This is a genomic window from uncultured Aliivibrio sp. (assembly GCF_946479765.1).
Taxonomy (GTDB): domain Bacteria; phylum Pseudomonadota; class Gammaproteobacteria; order Enterobacterales; family Vibrionaceae; genus Aliivibrio.
Genome location: NZ_CAMLHO010000046.1, coordinates 1 through 23777, shown reverse-complemented (window position 1 = coordinate 23777; position 23777 = coordinate 1). Strand labels below are relative to the sequence as shown.

At 38.7% G+C, this 23777-nt stretch carries 15 protein-coding genes; 11 read left to right on the top strand and 4 right to left on the bottom strand.

Annotated elements, in window-relative coordinates:
• The 3 genes from Q1K78_RS14320 to yeiP form a co-directional block, all read left to right on the top strand.
• A partial coding sequence (locus tag Q1K78_RS14320) for a sensor domain-containing diguanylate cyclase (protein ID WP_300180210.1) occupies positions 1-1195 on the top strand: 1195 nt, incomplete at its 5' end.
• A 123-nt stretch (positions 1196-1318) separates the two neighbouring features.
• The gene (locus tag Q1K78_RS14315) at positions 1319-2212 is read left to right on the top strand and encodes a sulfite exporter TauE/SafE family protein (RefSeq protein ID WP_300180207.1); all 894 of its coding nucleotides are present in this window, start codon (positions 1319-1321) and stop codon (positions 2210-2212) included.
• Positions 2213-2308: 96 nt separating this feature from the next.
• Positions 2309-2875, top strand: coding sequence for an elongation factor P-like protein YeiP (gene yeiP / locus Q1K78_RS14310; RefSeq protein WP_300180204.1), 567 nt, complete (start codon positions 2309-2311; stop codon positions 2873-2875).
• 111 nt (positions 2876-2986) lie between these two features.
• Here the strand turns inward: yeiP and rsmF are convergent, their stop codons facing one another.
• From rsmF to Q1K78_RS14290, 4 genes are all read right to left on the bottom strand, one after another.
• Positions 2987-4408 carry a 16S rRNA (cytosine(1407)-C(5))-methyltransferase RsmF gene (gene rsmF / locus Q1K78_RS14305; RefSeq protein WP_300180201.1) on the bottom strand — a complete coding sequence of 474 codons (1422 nt, stop codon included), beginning with the start codon at positions 4406-4408 and terminating at the stop codon, positions 2987-2989.
• A gap of 142 nt (positions 4409-4550) precedes the next feature.
• On the bottom strand, positions 4551-7211 hold the full coding sequence (locus Q1K78_RS14300; RefSeq protein ID WP_300180198.1) for an MlaD family protein: 2661 nt from the start codon (positions 7209-7211) through the stop codon (positions 4551-4553).
• Complete coding sequence (locus tag Q1K78_RS14295) at positions 7189-8415, bottom strand: paraquat-inducible protein A (RefSeq protein WP_300180195.1); 1227 nt, start codon at positions 8413-8415, stop codon at positions 7189-7191. The genes Q1K78_RS14300 and Q1K78_RS14295 overlap by 23 nt, the downstream gene beginning before the upstream one ends.
• Positions 8416-8432: 17 nt before the next feature.
• Complete coding sequence (locus tag Q1K78_RS14290) at positions 8433-10226, bottom strand: ABC transporter ATP-binding protein (RefSeq protein ID WP_300180192.1); 1794 nt, start codon at positions 10224-10226, stop codon at positions 8433-8435.
• 85 nt (positions 10227-10311) lie between these two features.
• On the opposite strand from Q1K78_RS14290, the gene Q1K78_RS14285 reads away from it, so the two are divergent.
• From Q1K78_RS14285 to pyrD, 8 genes are all read left to right on the top strand, one after another.
• Positions 10312-10764 (top strand): GAF domain-containing protein, encoded by a 453-nt coding sequence (locus tag Q1K78_RS14285; protein ID WP_300180189.1) that lies wholly within the window; start codon positions 10312-10314, stop codon positions 10762-10764.
• 105 nt (positions 10765-10869) lie between these two features.
• Positions 10870-11499 (top strand): RNA chaperone ProQ, encoded by a 630-nt coding sequence (proQ, locus tag Q1K78_RS14280; RefSeq protein ID WP_300180186.1) that lies wholly within the window; start codon positions 10870-10872, stop codon positions 11497-11499.
• 17 nt (positions 11500-11516) lie between these two features.
• On the top strand, positions 11517-13535 hold the full coding sequence (gene prc, locus Q1K78_RS14275; protein WP_300180183.1) for a carboxy terminal-processing peptidase: 2019 nt from the start codon (positions 11517-11519) through the stop codon (positions 13533-13535).
• 219 nt (positions 13536-13754) lie between these two features.
• The gene (locus Q1K78_RS14270) at positions 13755-14426 is read left to right on the top strand and encodes a hypothetical protein (protein ID WP_300180180.1); all 672 of its coding nucleotides are present in this window, start codon (positions 13755-13757) and stop codon (positions 14424-14426) included.
• Between the two features lie 138 nt (positions 14427-14564).
• Positions 14565-17168 (top strand): aminopeptidase N, encoded by a 2604-nt coding sequence (pepN, locus tag Q1K78_RS14265; RefSeq protein WP_300180177.1) that lies wholly within the window; start codon positions 14565-14567, stop codon positions 17166-17168.
• 134 nt (positions 17169-17302) lie between these two features.
• On the top strand, positions 17303-17527 hold the full coding sequence (locus tag Q1K78_RS14260; protein ID WP_300180174.1) for a DUF2835 domain-containing protein: 225 nt from the start codon (positions 17303-17305) through the stop codon (positions 17525-17527).
• Positions 17528-17682: 155 nt separating this feature from the next.
• Positions 17683-22521 (top strand): NAD-glutamate dehydrogenase, encoded by a 4839-nt coding sequence (locus tag Q1K78_RS14255; RefSeq protein WP_300180171.1) that lies wholly within the window; start codon positions 17683-17685, stop codon positions 22519-22521.
• 267 nt (positions 22522-22788) lie between these two features.
• Positions 22789-23777: quinone-dependent dihydroorotate dehydrogenase (pyrD, locus tag Q1K78_RS14250; protein WP_300180168.1), on the top strand; the 989-nt coding region annotated here is incomplete at its 3' end.

Below are 23777 nucleotides of genomic sequence, written 5' to 3'. Positions count from 1 at the left end.
CTATCTAAGCTTTACGGATTTTAATTTTCGTAAAGAAAAGGTACAGCGTTTTTCAACGTTGTTAGAGCGAAAAATACCTCTCTATGTTGTGTCCCAGGTGTACCCAATCACAAAAGAAAATATTTCTATTCTTGGTTTTTATTCTATCAGTACCCGTGTTAAAAATATTGTGCAGAAAATGGAAGCGACTCAGCAACCATATTTAAGTGATCGTGTATTTCTATTGCAAGACACATACAATAAGGAAGTCAGTAATACTGAGCGACAAGAAAAACAAAATGCATTGCTAATGTATTACCCTGTTTTTAATCAGGGTAAGAGTGAAATGCTAGGTTTTTTTATGTCTGCAATTAGAATAGATGCATTTTTTGAAAAACATTTAAAGTTAGACGCGATAAAGTCACGTGGTTATAGCATTAAGGTATTTGATCATGGCCCTTCTGGTGGTGATGACCCAATTTTATATCAAAGCAAAACGTGGTTAGATCAACAAGAAGAGACTGTGGTCAGTCAGCATATCGATATTTATGGTCGTCCCTGGGAAATTAAGTATAAAAAAAATGCATTACGTACTTTCAGTATTACATCAAACGCGATAATTACTTTAATCTGCGGTATTTTTATCTCGATTTTAATTGCTTGTATTGTTCGTTTTAGCCTTCATTCTAAAGACGCGTTGAGATACAAATTAGCACTTAGAACCAAAGAGTTACAATACTTGGTTGAGCATGACACATTAACCGACGTCTACAATAGATACGCATTGTGTAATCACTTTGATGCGCTTATTGAGCAAAAGATACGTTTTAGTTTAATCACTATTGATGTGGATAAATTCAAATTGATTAATGATACTTATGGTCACTTTGTGGGTGATCAGGCATTAAACTATGTCGTTAGTAAAGTCTGTTCCGTAATTGGTTCTAAGGATATGCTTGCACGAATGGGAGGCGATGAGTTCAGTATTTTAACGACGGTGACAGATAAAACGGAACTCACTCAGGTATGCCAGAATATTTGTAAAGCAATTAGTGATAAAACAATGGTTTTAGATGGTAAAGAAATATCAATTACAGTGAGCATAGGAGCGAAGTTTTGTCGATCGTCTAATATTGATGATCTATACCATGAAGTCGATCTAGAAATGTATAAAAGTAAAAGTGCGGGTCGGAATGGGTTCTCTGTTGCGGAGTAAGGGTTATTTAAGTAAATAATTTAAGTTATAGATGATTTAAAACAAGTAATGATCAGTTAACTCACTGGAAGTGGGGCTACAATTAATTTACCATGCGTTTTTTATTGGTACTTGTGAATTATTATGACTATTCTACATTTATTACAAGCAAGCCTGATTTCCGGGGGCTTGCTTTTTCTTTATATGCTGATCTCATTATGGCGTCGTAAAAAAGAGTCAGAAAAGCACACTAATATTATTGCCATTGGGCTTATTGGTGGATTTGCCAATTTTTGTGACACTTTAGGTGTGGGCAGTTTTGCCATAAAAACGGCGGGATATAAGCAATTTAAACTTCTTGATGATAAAGACTTACCTGGCACCATGAATGCTCAAGCAACGATGGCAACGGTATTTCAAGCGTTAATATTTTTAACTGCCGTTAATGTCGATTTAACCACGTTATTGAGTTTAATTGTTGCTGCTTGCGTTGGTGCGACAATCGGGGCACGGTTAGTTTCCAACTTTGATCGTCAGTTGATCCGTTTAATTATGACGGGCGCGCTGTTTGTTGTTGCTATGCTGATGTTTGCAGGTCAGTTTCATCTGTTTCCGCTCGGTGGTGATGCATTGGGTCTGTCTGGTGAAAAATTGGTTATTGCGATTATAGGTAACTTTATTTTTGGTGCATTAATGACGGTCGGAATTGGTTTATATGCACCTTGTATGACCATGATTTACTTATTAGGGATGAATCCATTAGCGGCATTTCCTATCATGATGTGTTCCTGTGCATTTTTATGCTTTTTCTCATCAGGTAACTTTATCCAAAAAGAAGCATTAAACTCAAGAGCGGCATTAGTGGTGGTGGTAACTGGCTCTATTGGGGTATTTATCGCTGCATTTATTGTGAAGTCACTAGATGTAGAGATGCTTTCATGGCTAGTTTCTTTTGTGGTTCTTTATACTGCGGTTACTATGTTGAGATCTTGGCTGCAAGGTCGAAAAGAAGCAATAATTGAATCAAGTGCCCAATAAATAGCCGATAAATAGCAATTTTCAAGCACATAATTATTGGAGATATAAAAAGTTCATGGTATTTTTCACATACCAATTATTTATGGATTTTTTATCATGCCAAAGGCAAGTGACATTAAAAAAGGTTCAGCAATTGAACACAACGGTAAAGTATTTTTCGTTAAAGAAATCAGCAAGCTAACACCAAGTGGTCGTGCTGGCGCAACATTATTTCGTATGCGTATGTATGATGTAGCTACTGGTTCAAAAGCAGATGAGAGTTTTAAATCAGATGATATTATTACTTTAGCTGATTTTAGCCGTCGTAGTGCTACGTTCTCTTATGTTGATGGTAATGAGTATGTGTTCATGGATGCAGAAGACTACACACCATACAACTTTAACAAAGAAGCTATTGAAGAAGAGTTACTTTTCATCTCTGAAGAGACACAAGGTCTTCAAATTCTTATCGTTGACGGTGCTCCAGTTGCGATTGAATTACCTTCAGCTGTAGATTTAGTTATCGTTGATACTGCGCCTTCAATTAAAGGTGCTTCTGCAAGTGCTCGTACTAAACCTGCAACAATGACAACTGGCTTAACGGTACAAGTTCCAGAATACATCGCTAACGGTGAGAAAGTGAAAATTAACACAACTGAACACAAGTTCATGAGTCGTGCATAATCGCTTTTTGAAATAAAAAAGGCCAACTATTATAGTTGGCCTTTTTAATGCGTTTTATTTACGGTTATTTATATCTATCCCTTTAACTGTACGATGGATGTAGTTCGTTAGCTAGAATAAGTTACCGTCACGAACTAACTCTCTCGGTAGTCCATTTTTAATTCGATTTCCGACCCATTTGCCAAGGCCAATAACAGCGCCACAATAAGTTACAATGGTTTCGCCTTTGCCTACGATTTCAGGACGTACATCACGACCCATGTACCATTCACGCGCTTGTTCAATGGTTAACTCACTCGCAGTAGGGTTGTTTGCATCAGCCAATGCCATGATTGCTTCGTGTTGCCAGCGATACCCTTTTTTATGAGTTTCCGCAAGCTTGAACCCAATGCGGTGGTAACGCATTTCACCAATTAAAGGTTTCATACGTTTAGGGAAAGCCCATACTTCTTTATCTCTTATCCATAACTCGTTCGCTTCTGGAATTGAGAGTTGTAAGGTGGCTTTTAATTCGGCTTCGATGTCTGTTGCTTCTTTATTTGAGGCAGCAGCAAAGGGGAATTTACCTAAGCGTTTTTTAACTTCAGGAGGTACTGTTGCTGAATTTTTACGGATTTTGGCAACAAAGAAGCCTTCGCTATCAAAGATCTGTGGGTAGATGTGTAAGAAGCCTTCTTTGGTTAAGGCTTTTTCTGCATTCTCAAAGAGATCACCTAATGGCTCAAACGTGACGGCGTCACCAAATTGTTCTACTAGATGATGACAGATATTCTGATTTTCTTGATGATTTAACGTACAAGTTGAATAAACCATCACGCCACCTGGTTTAAGCGCATGAAAAGCACTTTCGATTAGATCGCGTTGAGTATCACCAATTTCAATGACTGATTCAAGGCTCCAGTTATGCATGGCATCCGGATCTTTACGAATGGTTCCTTCACCAGAACAAGGCGCATCCAATAAAATAGAATCGAAGGTTTCAGGTAACCAACCGCCGAATACTCGACCATCGAAATGGGTAAGTGCAACATTACTAACGCCACAGCGCTGCACATTAGAGCACAGTATTTTTACTCGGCTTGATGAAAATTCATTGGCAACTAATGCCCCTTGATTTTTCATGCCAGCAGCAAGTTGTGTAGTTTTAGACCCTGGAGCAGAGGCCATGTCTAATGCCATTTCAATGTTGTCATTGTCTTTTAATAAGGCTGTTACTGGCATCATAGAGCTGGCTTCTTGAATATAGAATAGCCCTGACATGTGTTCAGCCGTACTGCCTAATTTTACAGTGTCAGTTTCTGGTCTTGTGATCCAAAATCCGGTATCGCACCATGGCACAGGTTCAAGTTGCCACTGCTTTTCATCGGCACGTTGTTTAAACTCTTCTACACTGTTTTTTAATGTATTTACACGAATGCTACGGCGTAAAGGGCGTTTACAAGCAGCAACAAAGTCTTCCATTGAAAGGTGGGAAGGCATGGTTTCTTGCACTTGCGTTAAGAAGGCTTCAGGTAGAAAAATATTATCGTGCACGGATGAATCTCTTAGGATGATGTTATGGCAGGGAGTGTAAACGCAAATCGAGTTATTGTCTAAATGGATTCTAAATATTGAGGAAAATTAAGAGGCTAAATTAGAAAAGGCAGCCAAGATACGTTTGGCTGCCTAAATTTACCTATTTTATTGCTGTCTTGCTATTTGTTTGGGTTCGGTTCGGTATCGCTGCATTCCACAAAGGCCAATCTTCTTCTGCTGATTTATACAATAGATAAGATTTGTTTGCCTTTGCCTTAGGTTGCAGTGCTTCATTATCAGGGGTAGAGAAGGCGATACCACCACGTAAGATACTATCAACGGTACCGGCTTGTACTTTTGCACCACTTAAGCCAATCGACATATTTACGCCAGACACATTCCAGAAGACGGTATTATCACGAACAAGGTAACCAAAATTAGGATTAATACCGATAGTGAAAATAACGCGATCAGATAAATCACCCAATTTAACATCGGTTACTTCGCCGACTTCAATCTCTCTAAACAAAATAGGAGTGCCAACTTTTACTGAGCCACGGGTAATTGACTCTAAAGTATAGGAGATTAACTCATTACCTTGAGGTTGGTCTGTTAAACTAAATTGAGTTTTCGTTTTACCAGCCCCCGGAGTTACCTGAATGTAACTACCAAGTAGAGTATCTAAGTTTTCTGCACCTGAAAGGCTAATACTTGGTTTAACCACCCAGAAGTGACTACCAGAAATAGCAATTTGCTCAACATAATCAGGGTAAATACGGGCTTGAACATAAACATTACCTTGCTTAAAGTTTGGCGTGATTTTGCTAATTTCACCAACAGAAACCCCTTTATATTTAATTAAGGTTCCTTTTGAAATGGAGTTACTGTCTTTTGCTGTAAAGGCAATAATTTTACCAAACTCTTGCGCTTCAGATAGGTTTGAATAAAGTTTCCATTTTTTGCCTAGTTTGTTTTCAACACCTTGCATGTTATCAAAGCCAATACCACCGCGGATCATCGACATAAGAGGGGCTGCTTGAATATTCACACCACTTAAACTTGCCTCAACACTAACGCCAGAGTAATTCCAAAATACGGTATCGTCTTGGATTAAGTGTGCGTATTGCTTTTCAATATTCACTTTGATGTTCACACCATCATTACCTAAACTGAAATCGGTAATTTTACCCACAACAAGATTGCGATATAAGATAGGGCTATTCTTAGTAATTGGCGGTAACTCTGGGCTAAATAAGGTGAGCTCTGTACTTTTCTCTGTTTTAAACTCTGCCAATTCCGCAAGAGAACTGTTTTTAAATAAGGTATAACTCTTTTGTTTATAGCCTTTGCCTTCACTGGTGAAACTAATTGAACCAGAGATCAGCGCTTGAGTTGGTGGGATATCGATGTTAACCCCAGAGTCGGTTAACTCCGCAGAAACACTGCCAGAAACAAAAAATTTATTGTTTGATTTAATCAGGTGTTTGTACTTCTCAAAAACCATAGCATCGAATTTAACTCGGTCATTAACTAAGGCTACGTGAGTAACAGCACCCACTTTAATGCCTTTATATAAGATCGTGGTGTCTGGTGTTAATCCAAAAGAGCGATCAGCATATAATGAGAAGGTTAGGGCTTTTGCATCTTGTTTGATTAACTCTGGTTTTCTAATCGCAGTAAATGCTCGTGATTTCTCACCTTGGCCTGGTATTAAGGTCAGGAAATTACCACGAACAAGGTTGCCGATATTTTCAACGCCAGAGAGGCCTAATTTCGCTTCTTCAAGAACAAAGCGAGATCCATCATTCAAGTAATCAGTAAAAGAAGGCTCGATGGTTGCTGAAGCAATGATGTCTTTTTTATCATCAGACAGTTTTAAGCTATTAATTTGTCCAATTTCAAGACCTCGGTACATAATAGCTGAACCGTTTGGGCTAACTTGGTTGTTATCAGGTAAGGTGATTTTAATCGGGATACCACGACCTGCAGTTTTAATATTGGAATAAAGGCGGAACTCTTTGCCATTCTCAATTTCTGTACCATCGTCTGGTGAGTCAACGGCGATCGCACCGCCAATAAGAGCGGATAGGCTTTCAAATTGTACATCAACACCATTAAAACCAATACTTGCGCCAATGCCACTGGCATTCCAAAAACGACTTTTAGAGGTGATTAAATGAACGTAATCTTCTTGAATAAGCGCTTTAATTCGGACGTTGTCGGTTTTTTGGTCTAGTTTGAAATTATACACTTCGCCAATTGGGATTTTCTTGTAATAGATTTTTGAACCAACAGAAATTGACCCTAAATCTTTAGATCGAAGAGTCACACTTAAACCAGTAGAGTCTGGCTGAATAGCTGGAGAATTTGCTAATGCAGTAAATGTGGTTTTTACTTCGCCAGTACCCGGTAAAATAGCAATGTAATTACCAGAGACTAGCGCATCTAATCCTGAGATCCCGGTTAAAGAGGCTTGAGGTTTAACAAGCCAAAATTGGGTATTTTCTTTGAGAAGGCTAGATGCTTCTGGATAGATATCTGCATCAACATAAATGTTAGAGAGATCGTCAGACAAAGTGATGTTTTTCACCATGCCTACCTCAAGACCTTGATAACGAACAGTCGTTCGGCCGGCAATTAGCCCTTGTGCATCTTCAAAATAGATCTGAACACGTTGACCTGCCTCTATAAAAGCAGAATAGACCAACCAGCCACCAAGGCATAAGGCTAGAAGAGGAAGTATCCACAGTGGGGATATTCCTCGTTCGTTTTTGATGTTTACTTGTTCAATAGCTGAATCAAGATTCTTTGTGTCGCTCATAATTATCCCAAATTAAACGAGAATCAAAACTTTCGGCGGCTAGCATGGTGAATACCACAACTAAACCAAAAGCAACGGCACCCAGGCCGGGAGTGAAATCTAAAATTTGTCCACGATCGATTAATGTCATCATAATAGAAATAACAAACAAATCCATTACTGACCATTTACCGATCCATTTTACTGCAATATATATCGACATTCTTTGGCGATGAAAAACAGTTCGCTTAAATTGAACACACAGCAATAAATAGCCGAGGCCAAGAATTTTAGCGACAGGTACAACGATACTTGCGACAAAGATGATAATGGCAATGCCGTACATATCGGTTTTTATTAACCCTGCAACCCCAGAAAATATCGTGTCTTCTAATCGCTTTCCATTGGTTAATAGAATAGAGATAGAGAGGATATTAGCCGGAATAATGAAAATGGCAGCAGTAAGTAAATAGGTCCATGTTTTTTGAATGGATTTTGGTTTTCTAAAGTGTATAGCTCGGTGGCAACGTATACAGTGACTGCCTTTTTGTTGAGTAAAATGGCAATGCTCACAATGAACCGAATTCTCAGGTATGCTGATCGGTGCTTCAATGTGCTGTTGATGTTTTCTTTGCCATGCGCGCCAGTAGCGTCTTGCACTGACATGAGTTAACAGTAATGAGGTTACAAATTGCAGAAGAATTAAACCATATAAGCCTGAGCCAATAAAAACGTCTGCGTGATCTTGTATTTTAAAGCAGGCGATAGCTAAGCTAACGAGAAAAACATCTAACATCATCCAGTCTTTTAAATGCTGGACCGTTGAAATACTGGTTCTAAATAGAGTAAACCACTTTAGCCTGAGAGCTAAATGTGCCGTTACTACCGAGCCACAAACAAGAAAAGGGACAATCGAACTACAAAATAAGATCAATAAGCCAAGCATTGGAAATCCTTCACCCATTAAGGTGATGGTGCCAGAAGGAAGCGTAGCCGGGATCATTACACCAAATAATTGAATGGTGACCATCGGAAAAAAGTGCGAAGGTATAAATAGTAGCAACGCAGCAATCGCGATAGCTAAATCACTGTTTAGTGAAATTCGGTTACCACGATACAATTGTGTATTGCAGCGAGGGCAGTGTGCATTCTGCTTTTTATCTACCTTTGTTACTTTAACAACGAGATCGCAACCGTGGCAGCGACGGAATTTAGCGTCTTCCACAGTTGGTGTCCCATTGATTAACTTTGAATTGATCCATATAACGTTTGATACAGTCCTTGCAGGGTAACTAGTTCGTGGTGAGTGCCTGATTGAGACACTTTACCATCATCTAATACATAAATGGTATCGGCTTGTTTTACCGCGCTTAATCGGTGAGCAACAATTAAGGTTGTGCGTCCAACTAAGAATTCACTTAATGCCTTATGTAACGCCGCTTCTGTCGCGGTATCTAAAGCAGAGGTCGCTTCGTCTAAAATAACAAATTTAGGGTCAGTTAATACCATTCTTGCGATAGCTAAACGCTGACGTTGTCCGCCTGATAGTTTTACCCCTTGGCGGCCAATTTGAGTCTCTAGGCCATCAGTTAATTGAATAACCACGTCCTGTAATTGAGCAACATCAAGTGCATTCCACAATAAATCATCAGAATAGTCTGAACCTAACGTCAGATTATGCCTTAATGTATCGTTAAATAGTATAGGTTGTTGTAATACAACAGAGATTTGATTACGAATATTTTCAAATCCAATCTCTTTTGTATTGTGACCGTTATACAGGATATCTCCATCGCTGGGTTGATATAGGCCTAATAATAGTTGAATAAGAGTCGATTTTCCGCCGCCACTGGCACCAACAAGTGCCACTTTCTCACCGGCGTTAATCGTTAAAGAGAGGTTATTCAATACTTGGCATTCATCATTATAGCTAAAATTAATATTGTTAATTTGTATTTCAGTAGGCCTGTTCTCTGCAAATGGATTGATGCTTGAGGTAATTTTAGGCTCTTCGTCGATGTGTAATAAGGTGTTTATGCGTTTTAATGCAGCAGACGCGCCATACCATGAAAATTGAATGCTCAGTAATTCTTGAATAGGAGATAACATCACCCAAAGGTAGCTAAAGATGGCAAACATTTGGCCAATACTTAAATCACTCAGCAATACCATGATCATTGCAGCGGCACGAAACAACTCAAAGCCAAGTAAGAATAAAAGGAAAGAGAGACGTCCTGCGGCCTCTGATTGCCAAGAAAATTGGTAGGCATTGTGTCTTATGTCATCGGCTTGGGTTTTTAATTGATTTAAAAAAACGCGCTCACGATTAGATGCTCGTAATTGATAAATACCGTCTAAGGTTTCAATTAAGCGTGTTTGAAAGTGCTCATAAGATTGGTTTTCGTTACGTTTAAGATCTTTGACTCGGTTACCAAGCTTTCGTGAAAAATAGATAACAATAGGATTCACAAGAAGAATAAATAGGCCAAGTTGCCAATTTATCCATAGAAGCACCCCTGCGGTTCCTATGACGGTTAAAAAAGAGATAATAAAGCGACTTAGTGTGGGACCGAGGAACTTATCAATCGTATCTATGTCTGTAATGATATGAGAGTTTATTCCGCCACTGCCGCGAGATTCGTACTCCTTCATGCTAATACGGCTCAGTTTGTCCAATAATTGCAGACGGATCTGATAGGTAATGGTTTTGGAGACTAAGCTAAATTGTCTTCCTTGAAAAATATTCAGAATTTGACTGATAATACGCATTAAGATGACGAGAACGAGAACAAGCAAGATATAGCCTAGAGGACCTTGCCAAGCCGCAGGCAATAATGAGTTTAATAGTTCAACCCCTGTTGCTGGCTTGTTCAAAAGTACTTCATCAACCATTAATGGCATCAGTAGTGGAATAGGGACATTGATTAGTGTAGCTATAATAGCGATGAAATTTGCAGCAATTAACCGTTTTTTATAGGTTTTTGCTTGCCTTAATAACCAATTCCAGTTAATTCTAGAGGATGTTACACTGTTCATGGTGAGAATGATTCCTATTTTGATCTTATCGAAGGCATTGTACTCAGTATATATAGAGTCACAAGTGAATACAGGGAAATGATAAATGGAATTAAAACATTACGAGCGACTAACGCAACAAGCGATTGCCCTAATTGAAGACGAAACTGATCTAATTGCAAATTTAGCAAACCTTAGTGCATTATTAAATATGGAACTAAACGACATTAATTGGGTCGGATTTTACCTATTTAAAGAAAATGAATTAGTATTAGGTCCGTTTCAAGGCAATCCTGCTTGTATTCGAATTACCATAGGAAAGGGTGTGTGTGGCACTGCTTTTTCGACAAACACGGTTCAACGTATTGATGATGTCCATCAATTCGCAGGTCATATTGCCTGTGATGCAGCCAGTAACTCTGAAATCGTTATTCCATTTTATAGAAATGGAAAATTAGCAGGAGTATTGGATATTGATAGTCCAAATATTGCACGATTTAGCGAAATTGATGAAAAAGGACTGGTTCATTTCATGAAAGAAGCAGAAAAGAGGCTTTAATTTTCTTTCAGTAGTGGTTTTTCACGCTTAAGTATCTATAATAGCGGAATATATTTACTAGAAATACACCTAAATACGGGCTGAACCGTACTATCAGGAAACTACATGGAAAACTCTGAAAAATTAGCGAACAGCAAAGAAGTAATTGCATACATTGCTGAGCGTTTCCCGAAATGCTTTATTTTAGAAGGCGAAGCTAAACCTCTTAAAATTGGTATCTTCCAAGATTTAGCTGAACGTCTAAGTGACGATCCTAAAGTAAGTAAAACTCAGCTACGTGCTGGTTTGCGTCAATACACCTCTTCTTGGCGTTACCTACACGGTGTTAAGCCGGGCGCAACTCGCGTTGATTTAGATGGTAACCCTTGTGGTGAGCTTGAAGAAGAACACATTGATCACGCTAAAGCGACTTTAGATGAGAGCAAAGCAAAAGTTGCTGCTCGTCGTAAAGAGCAAGCTAAAAAAGTAAGAGAAGAAGCAAAGGCTAAGAAAACAGCTCGTGCTGCTACTCCACCTAAGCGTCGCCCTCAACCAGTTGCTGCTAAAAAAGTAGAAGAACCAGTTGAAACTCGTGCTCTAAACGCTAATGAAATTACAGTTGGTAACAACGTAAGCGTGAACATGGGTAAAGGTAATATGCCTGCGACAATCGTTGAAATTAACAAGGATGATGTACGAATTCGCTTATCAAACGGCCTACAAATGGTTGTTAAAGCGGAGAATCTTCGTTCATAAAGGAGCACTCCCGACGCATGAATTGTCGATTTAGAGTCTCGCTGATTGCTGCTGGCGTAATGCTAGCAGCGTCTGCACACGCACTTGAAGCTAAGGTTGTCGAAACCAAGTATTCAGAAACGGACTTACCAGTATTAACAGCAGAAACGCAGCATGCCACTGCTAGTAAGCGTGTTACTTCTCGTTTTACACGTTCTCATTACAAGCATTTCTCATTAGATGATGACTTTTCAGTTGCCATTTATGAGCGATATTTAGACATGCTTGATTATAATCGTAATATATTTACTCAAGCCGATCTGACTTCATTCGCCCCATTATCTACTAAGTTAGATGACCAACTGAAAGTTGGTGATTCTCAAGCTGCTTTTGACATCTATAACTTATCACTCAAACGTCGCTTTGAACGCTATGTTTATGCGCTATCTCTTCTAGATAAAGAGTTCGATTATACGATTGATGAATCTCTTGAACTTGATCGCTCAGAAGCAGCTTGGCCAAAAGATGAAGCTGAGTTAAATGAGCTGTGGCGTAAACGTGTTAAATTTGATGCTCTGAACTTGTCTATGACAGGTAAAGATTGGCCTGAAATCCAAGAGATGTTAGGCAAGCGTTATAATAATGCGCTTAAGCGTTTGACTCAAAGTCATAATGAAGATGCGTTCCAACTTTACATTAATGCTTTTGCTCGTGAAGTTGATCCTCATACTAGTTATTTGTCTCCTCGTAATGCAGAACAGTTCCAATCTGAAATGAATCTTTCATTAGAAGGTATTGGTGCAGTATTGCAAGCGACGGATGATTATACAGTTATTCGCTCTTTAGTTGCGGGTGGTCCTGCATTAACGAGTAAAGAACTTTCTGAAGGCGACCGAATTATCGGTGTCGGCCAAGAAGGTGGAAAAATAGTTGATGTGATCGGATGGCGTTTAGATGACGTTGTTCAACTTATCAAAGGACCAAAAGGGACAAAAGTGTACCTTGATATCTTGCCAGAAGGTAAAGATTCAAAAAGTCACACTGTCACAATTGTTCGAGATAAGATCCGTTTAGAAGACAGAGCCGTTAAATCTGAAGTCATTGAGCAAGATGGTAAGAAAGTGGGTGTATTAGAAGTACCTAGTTTCTATGTCGGCTTAGCTGAAGACACAAAAAAACAGATTGATGAACTAAAAAAACAAGATATTACCGGCATTATTGTTGATTTACGTAACAATGGTGGAGGTGCATTAACAGAAGCAACGGCATTATCTGGATTATTTATTACTTCAGGTCCTGTTGTTCAAGTTCGTGATAGTTATGGACGAGTAAATGTTAATGCTGATACCGATGGTGAGATTTCATATACTGGTCCTATGACGGTATTAGTAAATCGGTACAGTGCATCAGCATCTGAAATTTTTGCAGCAGCGATGCAAGATTATGGCCGTGCCGTGATCTTAGGTGAAAATTCATTTGGTAAAGGTACTGTTCAACAGCATCGTTCATTAAATCATATTTATGATCTTTTTGATAAACCGCTTGGTCATGTTCAATACACAATCCAGAAATTCTATCGAATTAATGGTGGTAGTACGCAAAATTTAGGCGTTGTTCCTGATATTGCATTCCCAACCGCGATTGATCCAAAAGAAACGGGTGAAAGTGTTGAAGATAATGCGCTTCCTTGGGATAGTATTAAGGCTGCGAACTATGCTCAAACTAATCAGATCGCAAATACAATTGAACCATTAGCGAAAAAGCATGTTGAGCGAATTAAAACGGATGAAGAGTTCGGATTTATTCAAGAAGACATTGCTCGCTATAAAGCAGATAAAGACATCACTTCAATTTCATTGAATAAAAAAATTCGTGAGAAAGAAAGTGATGAAGCTGATGTTCGTCGTCTTACTCGAGTGAATGAGAGACAAAAACTTCTTAAAGAAGAAGAATTTAAGACTCTTGATGATATTCCAAAAGATTATGAAGTACCAGATGCTTATCTTGATGAAGCGGTATCAATTACGATTGATTTAGCAGTTATGAATCAAAAGTAACTAGTAAAAAGTTTATAAAAAACAGAAATCCATTTGGATTTCTGTTTTTTTTGCCTAGAAAACAGCAAATTACTTAGAACTCATCTAGTATTAATTATATGAATGTCATTAATTATCTATTTGTTACGTAGAGAAATCGTTTAAGAATAAGAATGAACAGATAATTACTGGAATTAGCTTAAAGATGTATTTTCATTTGTTGTGAAACGGAGTATTACTATGAGTGTAAAATCAATAGTCTTATTTTTCTCATTCATTTTATTCCCCTCACTAGGTTCGACAGCTTCTATAGAGTTAGAAAATAAATCTCTGACTTATTTTGAAAATCCTTTTCTTATTGGTGATTGGTATTTTTTTAAACCGGATAATATTGAAAATGATTATGATGTTTTACATATATCACTAAACTCTGAGCATGAATTTGTAATCGAAATGATAGAGGTAAAATCAAATACAGCTGAAGAATGGAAAGGGAGCTTTGATATTTCTCAAGATAGCATTCGTTTTGAAGGAGGGTCAGAAGCATCACAAGTATATGACTACCAAGTTAGCCATAATCGTCTTTACCTTAATGGAGTGGAATTTTTTAAAGTTGTTCCTGAAAAAATAACGGGGTCGTGGAATTCACAATTAGTTTCAGGTGAAGATATCATGGCGAGCAATGTGAAATCTCTGAATCTAAAGTTACGGTCAGATTTTATTTTCACTCTTGAGGTGATCTCAGAGACAGGAAAAATAAATCAACAAATTGGTTACTATTACTTTGAAAAGACGGACTTGGTCTTACTTTATGAAGGAGGAGAGCAAGAATCTAAGTTTCATATTGAAGAGGATCTCCTTGAGATAAAAAATGAACAATTTGGAATGTATGCCTTATTAGTTAGAGAGTAATGTGACTCTCGGGATAGAAATATTAGCCTAATAAACTTTTTATTAACAAATTCAATAGGTCTTATGCGAGAATAGGAGGGTTAAATAGTAACTATCACTAGCCCTATTTTTTAGTGATAGACATCATAAGGACATATTATGAGCCAACAACCTCAGGCTAAATTTCGCAGTGATTATCAGTCTCCAGAATTTACCATTTCAGACATCGATTTAGTTTTTGATCTTGATGATACAAAAACATTTATTTCAGCGACCTCAAAAGTACAACAACTAAAAGAATCAACCGATCTTCTTCTTGAAGGGGAAGGGATGACATTAGTGTCGTTGAAAATAGATGATGTTGATCATATTGATTACACACAGACAGACACGCAGTTAACTGTTCATAATGTCAGCGGTCAGTTTACTCTTACGATGGTGACTGAAGTTAATCCTCAAGAGAACACTGCACTTGAAGGTTTGTATAAATCAGGCGATGGTTTTTGTACTCAGTGTGAAGCGGAAGGTTTCCGTCGCATCACTTATTATCTCGATCGCCCTGATGTTTTAGCGCGCTTTACGACTAAAGTTATTGCAAATAAAGTGGCTTACCCACATCTTTTAAGTAATGGTAATCGTATTGCTCATGGTGATATTGAAGGTGGAAAACACTTTGTTCATTGGCAAGACCCGTTCCCTAAACCGGCTTATCTTTTTGCCTTAGTTGCGGGTAATTTTGATGTATTAACAGATACTTATACAACAAAGTCAGGTCGTGATGTTGCTCTTGAAATCTATGTTGATCAAGGGAATTTAGATCGTACACCTCATGCAATGACCTCCCTAATTAACTCGATGAAGTGGGATGAAGACCGCTTTTATCTAGAGTACGATCTTGATATCTATATGATTGTTGCGGTTGATTTTTTCAACATGGGCGCAATGGAGAACAAAGGCTTAAACGTCTTTAACTCTAAGTTTGTTTTAGCAAAGCAAGAAACGGCAACAGATACTGATTACTTAGGTATTGAAGCGGTTATTGGTCATGAATATTTCCACAACTGGACAGGTAACCGTGTTACTTGTCGAGATTGGTTTCAGTTGAGCTTGAAAGAAGGGTTAACGGTTTTCCGCGATCAAGAATTCTCATCGGACTTAGGTTCTCGATCTGTAAATCGAATTAACAATGTTCGTATTATGCGTGGCCCACAATTTGCAGAAGATGCGAGTCCAATGTCTCACCCAATTCGTCCAGAAAAAGTAATAGAAATGAATAACTTCTATACGCTGACTGTATATGAAAAGGGCAGTGAAGTGATCCGCATGATGCATACGTTATTAGGTGAAGTGAACTTCCAAAAAGGAATGAAACTTTATTTTGAACGTCATGATGGTACGGCTGCAACCTGTGAATATTTCGTGTTAGCAATGGAAAATGCGTCAGGTGTTGATCTGACTCAGTTCCGTCGTTGGTACAGTCAATCAGGTACTCCGGTATTAACGGTCACTTCTGACTATGATGAGTCGAAACAAACGTACTCGTTGACGGTGAAACAACAAACGCCTGCAACAGAAGAACAGCCAGAGAAATTACCACTGCATATTCCTTTAGATATTGAGCTGTATGCTCAAGATGGTTCGGTAATTCAGTTACGCTGTAACAATAGTAAAATCAACAATGTATTGAATATAACAGAAGCAGAACAAACGTTTATTTTTGAACAAGTAGTTGAAAAACCAGTTGTTTCTTTACTGCGAGAATTCTCTGCACCCGTTAAGTTAGATTATTCATATACTGATGAAGAGCTTATTTTCTTGATGGTTCATGCGAAAAACGATTTTGCTCGTTGGGATGCAGGACAGATGTTACTGGCAAACTACATCCGTGCGAACATTAGTCACGTTCAAAATAATGAAGCACTTGTTTTACCTGAAGTGGTTGTTGATGCTTTCCGTGGTGTGTTATTAAATTCAGATCTTGAACAAGCCTTTGTTGCTGAAATGTTTGTGCTACCTAATCACAATGAGATCACTGGTTGGTTTACTACGGTTGATGTCGATGCGATTGATAAGGCACTTGGCTTTATTAAACAAACATTAGCGTCAGAATTAAAAGATGAATTTTCTGCTATTTATCACAGCTTGAAGCAGGGTGAGTACTCAGTGGATCACGATGCGATCGGTAAACGATCGTTACGTAACTGCGCGTTAAGTTATTTAGCAAAAACAGATCTTGGTGAGTCATTAGTTAAAGCACAGTATGACAGTGCAGATAATATGACTGACACGATGGCAGCGATGGTTTCTGCGAATGCCGCTGAATTATCAATTCGTCAAACCTTAATGAATGACTTCAGTGAAAAATGGTCGCATGATGGTTTGGTTATGGATAAATGGTTCATTTTACAAGGCTCAAACCCAAGTATTGATGCTTTGTCTACTATCAAAGAGACAATGAATCATAAGGCGTTTAGCTTAAAAAATCCAAACCGTACTCGTAGTCTGATTGGGTCATTTGCTGCAAATAATGCGGTGAATTTCCACAGTAAATCAGGAGAAGGTTACGCATTCTTAGGTGATATCTTACTTGATCTTAATGTGAGCAATCCACAAGTGGCTTCGCGTTTAATTGATCCATTATTGAAGTTCAATAAGTACGAAACGGCTCGGCAAGATCTAATGAAAGCACAACTGCAACGTTTGGCTGATCTAGATAACTTAGCAAAAGATCTATTTGAGAAAGTAACAAAAGCACTTACGTAAGTACGATCCAGTTACGATCTTACCTATTGAGTAGGTAAATATAAATAGAGAATGGTCAGTATTTTATGCTGACCATTTTTTGTTTTTTCTTTATACTTTATTTTCTTATTACTGAATAGATTTACTTACGGATCATGAATACCTTTTATTATTTTCGAGTTAACGTTAGCTATCAAGCTTTTCTTAGTCATTACTCAGGAGCTGCCAGTACTGTTATGGTAATGACTGAGCAAGGATTGAAGCTGCAATTACCTGCTTCACGTTTTCGTGCATTTTTAACGCAATTGGGAGTGAAAGGTCGCTTTCGTTTAACGGTTGATCAAAATAATCGGTTTATAAATCTTGAGCAAGTAGGATAAACCTCTACCTTAATCACATTTCTAACTATAAAGACTCTAGCACGCAAAAAAGTCATAACGTTTCTGTCATATTATACTTACAATATGAGGCGAATAAGCAGTATCAACTGCTACACTTATATAATTCTAATCATAAGAAACGGAGCATTCGCTTTATGACGACGCGTGATCCTATCGTTCCAGTACTACTCGAGAAAGTGTACGCTTTAATTGCTGAAAAGCTTGAAATGCCTCAACAATCCTTAGTAACGCAACTTGCTCAGCGTTTATTTGCCAACATTGATGATGATGATTTACAGCAACGTAATGAATCAGATATGTACGGGGCAACTCTCAGTCTTTGGAATCATTTATCCGATGTTAACTTGTCTGATATTTCAGTTCGTGTTTTTAACCCAACATTAAGTCAAGATGGCTGGCAGTCAACCCATAGTGTGGTTGAAATTGTTACGCCAGACAGTCCTTTTTTAGTTGATTCCGTTAAGATGGCGCTTACCCGTCTTGATATGACTAGTCACTTTATGCTGCACGGTCCACACTGTTTTACTCGTGATGAGAACAGTGAGATTATTTCGATCTGTAGTAGTGATGGTAAAATGCAACAAACTCTTTTCCATTTTGAAGTGGATCATTTAAATGATCTCTCTGAAATGAAAGCGCTTCAAGCTGAATTACTTTTGGTTTTAGAAGATATTCATCGTGTGGTGAATGAATGGAAACCGATGTCAGATAAGCTATCAGATGTCATTAAAGAGCTTCAAGATAACGACTCTCCGATTGCTAAAAAGCAGGTGAATGAAGCCATTGAGTTTTTAACTTGGCTGCAAAATCATAACTTCACATTAATGGGTTATAAGAATTTTGACTTGGTTGCCATTGAAGGTGATCATGAGTTAACGCCAACCGCAGAAATAGGGTTAGGTTTATTTTCTTTAGATTCTCGTATTCATGCGACTAAATTATCTGATATGCCATCTTCTGCACGTGCCGCAGCGAAGAAATCAGATTTGTTGATCTTAACAAAGTCGAATACAAAGTCTCGAATTCATCGTCCTGCTTATACTGATTACATTGGTATTAAACGCTTGAATAAAGAAGGTAAAGTGATTGGTGAACATCGCTTTACGGGACTTTATACATCAACTGCTTATAATCAAAGTGTTTCTAACATTCCGCTACTTAGTAATAAAGTCGAGCGTATTTTAGAATCAAGCCAATACATTAAAGGCTCTCATTCATACAAAGCATTAAGCAATCTTTTTGAAACTTATCCTCGTGATGAACTGTTCCAAGCCACTGAAGAAGAGATGCTTGAAGTAGGTACGGGTGTCGTTAAGATGCAGGACCGCGATTTATTGCGCTTGTTTGTACGTCGTGATCCATTTGGCCGTTTCTTCTCTTGTATGGTGTATGTGACTAAAGAGCGCTATAACACTGAGCTTCGTCGTCAAACGCAACGTATTTTGAAAAACTATTTTGGCTCTGATCAAGAAGTTGAATTTACAACGTTCTTCTCTGAAAGTGCTTTAGCGAGAACGCATTATATTATTCGTGTAGATAATAATAACGGCGACATTAATGTGAAAGATATTGAAAATAATTTAATGGAAGCGGCGTCTACATGGGATGATCGCTTATGTGATGTGATTGTGGCCAATTTAGGGGAGAGTACTGGTACTGCGATTGCGAAGAAATACCAACGTGCTTTCCCTCGTTCATACAAAGAAGCAACGCTTCCTGGATCTGCGGTTGCGGATATCGAGCTTCTTGAGTTGTTGAGCGATGATAATAAATTGGGGATGTTGTTCTATCGTCCACAAGAAGAGAAAAAAGGCTCTGCGAACGTTAAACTGAAATTATTCCATCGTGATGAGCCTATTCACTTATCAGATGTAATGCCGATGCTTGAAAACTTAGGTTTACGAGTGATTGGTGAGTCACCCTATACGGTTAAGAAGAGTGATGGCTCGGTTGATTGGATCTTAGATTTTTCAATGATCCATAATGGTTCGGAAAAAGTCGATTTACGCCAAGCTCGTTGTCGTTTTCAAGAAGCGTTTGCTCAAATTTGGGGTGGTCAATTAGAGAGTGATGGCTTTAACCGTTTAGTACTTGGTGCGGGTTTGTCGGGTCGTGAAGTCACTATCTTACGCGCTTATGCTCGTTATATGCGTCAAGTGGGCTTCCCATTCAGTCAACAATACATTGAAGATACCTTATCGACACACACAAAACTTGCGGTATCCCTCGTTAATCTCTTTGAACTTCGCTTTGATCCTGCCGCTGGTTGGTCTGAGAAGAAAGAGAAAAAACAACTTGATGCGATTTACGCAAGCTTAGATAAAGTAGAAAGCTTGGATGATGATCGTATCATTCGTCGTTATGTTGAAATGATTGTTGCTACGTTACGTACTAACTACTATCAAACCGCAGAAGATGGCCAACCAAAGCCGTGGCTATCTCTGAAACTGCAACCATCGAATATCCCTGAAATCCCAGCACCTGTGCCGGTTTTTGAAATATTTGTTTATGCACCAGATATTGAAGGTGTGCATTTACGAGGTGGTAAAGTGGCTCGTGGTGGATTACGTTGGTCAGATCGCCAAGAAGATTTCCGTACTGAAGTACTTGGTTTAGTAAAAGCACAACAAGTTAAGAATACCGTTATTGTTCCAGTAGGTGCAAAGGGCGGGTTTGTTTGTAAGAAGCAGCATAACTTCACTACGCGTGATGATATTTTTGCCGAAGGTCAGCGTTGTTACAAACAGTTCATCCGAGCGCTATTAGATGTATCAGATAACATCATTGAAGGTGAAGTTGTTCCACCACACAATGTAGTTCGTCATGATGATGATGATCCGTACTTGGTTGTTGCAGCAGATAAAGGGACTGCAACGTTCTCTGATTTAGCTAACTCAGTATCAGAAGAGTACAACTTTTGGTTAGGTGATGCTTTTGCTTCTGGTGGCTCTAATGGTTACGACCATAAAGCCATGGGTATTACTGCAAAAGGGGCGTGGGAATCAGTTAAACGTCACTTCCGTGAAATGGGTATTGATTGCCAAACCACGGACTTTACGGTTGCAGGTGTTGGTGACATGGCCGGTGATGTATTTGGTAATGGTATGCTGCTATCTAAGCATATCCGTCTTCAAGCGGCATTCAACCATATGCATATATTCATTGATCCGAATCCAAATGCTGAAATCACATGGCCTGAGCGTTCACGCTTGTTTGAATTGCCACGTTCTAGCTGGGAAGATTATAATAAAGATCTGATTTCTCAAGGTGGTGGTATTTTCTCTCGCCGTGCTAAATCGATTGATCTTTCTCCTGAAATTCAGAAGATGCTAGGAACGCGCAAGCAGTCTTTAGCGCCGAATGATTTAATTCAAATGATCTTGAAAATGAACGTTGATCTGTTGTGGAATGGCGGGATCGGCACTTACGTTAAATCAAGTAAAGAGACTAATACAGATGTTGGTGATCGTGCTAATGATTCCTTACGTATCAATGGCTCAGAGCTAAATGCGAAAGTGATTGGTGAGGGTGGTAATCTAGGTATGACTCAATTGGGTCGTATTGAATATGGTCTTAAAGGTGGCCGAGTTAATACCGATTTCGTTGATAACGTAGGTGGTGTTGATTGTTCAGATAACGAAGTTAATATTAAGATCTTGTTAAATGGTCTGGTTGCGAATGGTGATCTTACTTACAAGCAACGTAATGTATTACTACAGAAAATGGAAGACGAAGTTGGCGAGATTGTACTTGATGATGCTTATTGCCAAGCTGAGTCGATCTCGGTGACAGAGCAGCAAGGTACGTCATTAGTTAAAGAGCAGATCCGTTTTATTCATCACTTAGAGAAGCAAGGCCAGTTAGATCGTGGATTAGAATTTATTCCTGATGACGAAACGCTGACTGAGCGTGAAAAAATGGGGCAGGCATTAACTCGTCCAGAGCTTTCCGTTCTTGTGGCTTACGGAAAAATGGTGCTTAAAGAACAGTTAGCTTGTGATGAGATCGCTAATAACCCATATCATGCTGATCTAATGACAACCTATTTTCCAACTGAGTTACAACGTAACTATAAAGCAGAAATGGATAACCATCCTCTGCGTTCAGAGATTATCGCGACTTGCTTAGCAAATCAGATGGTTAACGAGATGGGATGTAACTTCATCACTCGTCTGCAAGAAGAAACGGGTTACAGTGTCACTGATATTACGAATGCTTACTCGGCAACTCGAGCTATTTTTGAATTTGGTGACTTATTTAAAGAGATCCGTCATCTGGATAATATATCTACAACAGAAGCACAATATGACGCTTTATTTGCGATGCGTCGTACGATTCGTCGAGTGACTCGTTGGTTGCTACGGAATGGCTCACAAAACATGACGATTCAGCAGCTTATCGAGAAATATAAGCCTGCGGTTGATGACATCAAAGTGAACCTTGATAGTTATTTAGTGAATGACGAAGTGGTTGAACATATTGAGCAAGCAAATCATTACCTAGAAATGGGTGTGCCTTGTGAACTCGGTAATGTACTTGCGCGTCTAAGCAGCTTGTACTCAGCAATGGATATCTCAGCAGTCGCGGTAGATACTAAGCAACCAGTGTCAACTACGGCACGTTTATACTATGTGCTTGGTGATAAATTATCGCTGCATTGGTTCTTAAAACAAATTAATAACCAAGGTGTTGATAATCATTGGCAAGCTCTGGCTCGTGCTTCATTCCGTGAAGATTTAGATTGGCAACAACGTCAACTGACTCAATTAGTACTTGTGGAATATAAAGATACAGATTCTGTTGAAAGTGCAATTGAAGAGTGGTGTGAGAAGAACACGGCATCAGTAGGGCGCTGGGATAATATCTTGAATGAGTTTAAGGTGGGCTCTGTTCATGAATTTGCTAAGTTCTCTGTGGCATTAAGAGAATTGACGCTTCTAAATTTGAGCTGCACATCGAACGGCAATAAATAACGGATTACTTGATTAATTTAGTCAGATAATCGTTTGCTTAATGAAGGGGGAAGTGGGTATTTATTCACTTCTTCTTTTTGTTTCCCCGAGAATACCCCCACTTATCTATATTATTAATCATTTAAATTGGTTATATATGTATTTGTCTAATCATGAGCTTTTAAGTAGTAATAAATAATGATGGATAAAGTACGATTAAGTTTGAATTGTTAATAAAATCAGTGAATAATGACTCCCCGTTTATTCGGGACTTTTTTTGGAGCTACAATGTTATACCGCATCGCCAGAGCTGGCATTTTCAAACTTGATGCTGAAAAAGCACATGACCTAGCAATTCAAAACTTCAAGCGTTTCACAGGCACTCCTCTCGATCTATTCTACCGTCAAAAACTGGCTTCAAAACCAGTAGAAGTGATGGGCATTCAATTTAAAAACCCGGTTGGCCTTGCGGCTGGTCTTGATAAAAACGGTGAATGTATTGAAGCATTTGCTGCAATGGGTTTTGGTTTCATTGAAGTGGGTACGGTAACTCCTCGTCCTCAAGCGGGTAATGACAAACCACGTTTATTCCGCCTTATTGAAGCGGAAGGTATTATCAATCGTATGGGCTTTAATAACCTTGGTGTTGATAACTTAGTTGAGAACGTAAAGAAAGCAAAATTCGACGGTGTTATTGGTATTAACATTGGTAAAAATAAAGACACACCAATTGAAAAGGGTACGGAAGACTACCTAATTTGTATGGAGAAGGTATATCAATACGCAGGTTATATTGCGATTAATATCTCATCACCAAACACTCCAGGACTTCGTACGCTGCAATACGGTGAAGCACTGGATGATCTTTTGTCTCAATTAAAAGAAAAGCAAACAGAGTTGGCTGAAAAGTACGGTAAATACGTTCCTGTTGCTCTGAAGATTGCCCCTGACTTAGATGATAATGAATTATCTCAAATTGCTGAGTCTTTAATGAAATATAAAATTGATGGTGTGATTGCAACGAACACAACATTAGATCGCTCAATGGTTGAAGGAATGAAACACGCGGAAGAGATGGGGGGGCTTAGTGGTCGTCCTATCCAAACTCGCAGTACTGAAGTCGTGCGTCGTCTTAAAGAACTACTTGGTGATTCTCTACCAATCATTGGGGTGGGTGGTATTGACTCTTATGTTGCGGCAAAAGAGAAGATGATGGCAGGTGCCGATCTGGTTCAGGTCTACTCTGGTTTCATTTATAAAGGTCCTGCTTTAGTTAA

Excerpts from the sequence above, each read along its gene's own strand:
- Q1K78_RS14300 (WP_300180198.1), bottom strand. The coding sequence starts at position 7,211 with ATGAGCGACACAAAGAATCTTGATTCAGCTATTGAACAAGTAAACATC.
- Q1K78_RS14315 (WP_300180207.1), top strand. The coding sequence starts at position 1,319 with ATGACTATTCTACATTTATTACAAGCAAGCCTGATTTCCGGGGGCTTG.
- Q1K78_RS14290 (WP_300180192.1), bottom strand. The coding sequence starts at position 10,226 with ATGAACAGTGTAACATCCTCTAGAATTAACTGGAATTGGTTATTAAGG.
- prc (WP_300180183.1), top strand. The coding sequence starts at position 11,517 with ATGAATTGTCGATTTAGAGTCTCGCTGATTGCTGCTGGCGTAATGCTA.
- Q1K78_RS14285 (WP_300180189.1), top strand. The coding sequence starts at position 10,312 with ATGGAATTAAAACATTACGAGCGACTAACGCAACAAGCGATTGCCCTA.
- yeiP (WP_300180204.1), top strand. The coding sequence starts at position 2,309 with ATGCCAAAGGCAAGTGACATTAAAAAAGGTTCAGCAATTGAACACAAC.
- Q1K78_RS14270 (WP_300180180.1), top strand. The coding sequence starts at position 13,755 with ATGAGTGTAAAATCAATAGTCTTATTTTTCTCATTCATTTTATTCCCC.
- Q1K78_RS14260 (WP_300180174.1), top strand. The coding sequence starts at position 17,303 with ATGAATACCTTTTATTATTTTCGAGTTAACGTTAGCTATCAAGCTTTT.
- proQ (WP_300180186.1), top strand. The coding sequence starts at position 10,870 with ATGGAAAACTCTGAAAAATTAGCGAACAGCAAAGAAGTAATTGCATAC.
- Q1K78_RS14255 (WP_300180171.1), top strand. The coding sequence starts at position 17,683 with ATGACGACGCGTGATCCTATCGTTCCAGTACTACTCGAGAAAGTGTAC.
- pepN (WP_300180177.1), top strand. The coding sequence starts at position 14,565 with ATGAGCCAACAACCTCAGGCTAAATTTCGCAGTGATTATCAGTCTCCA.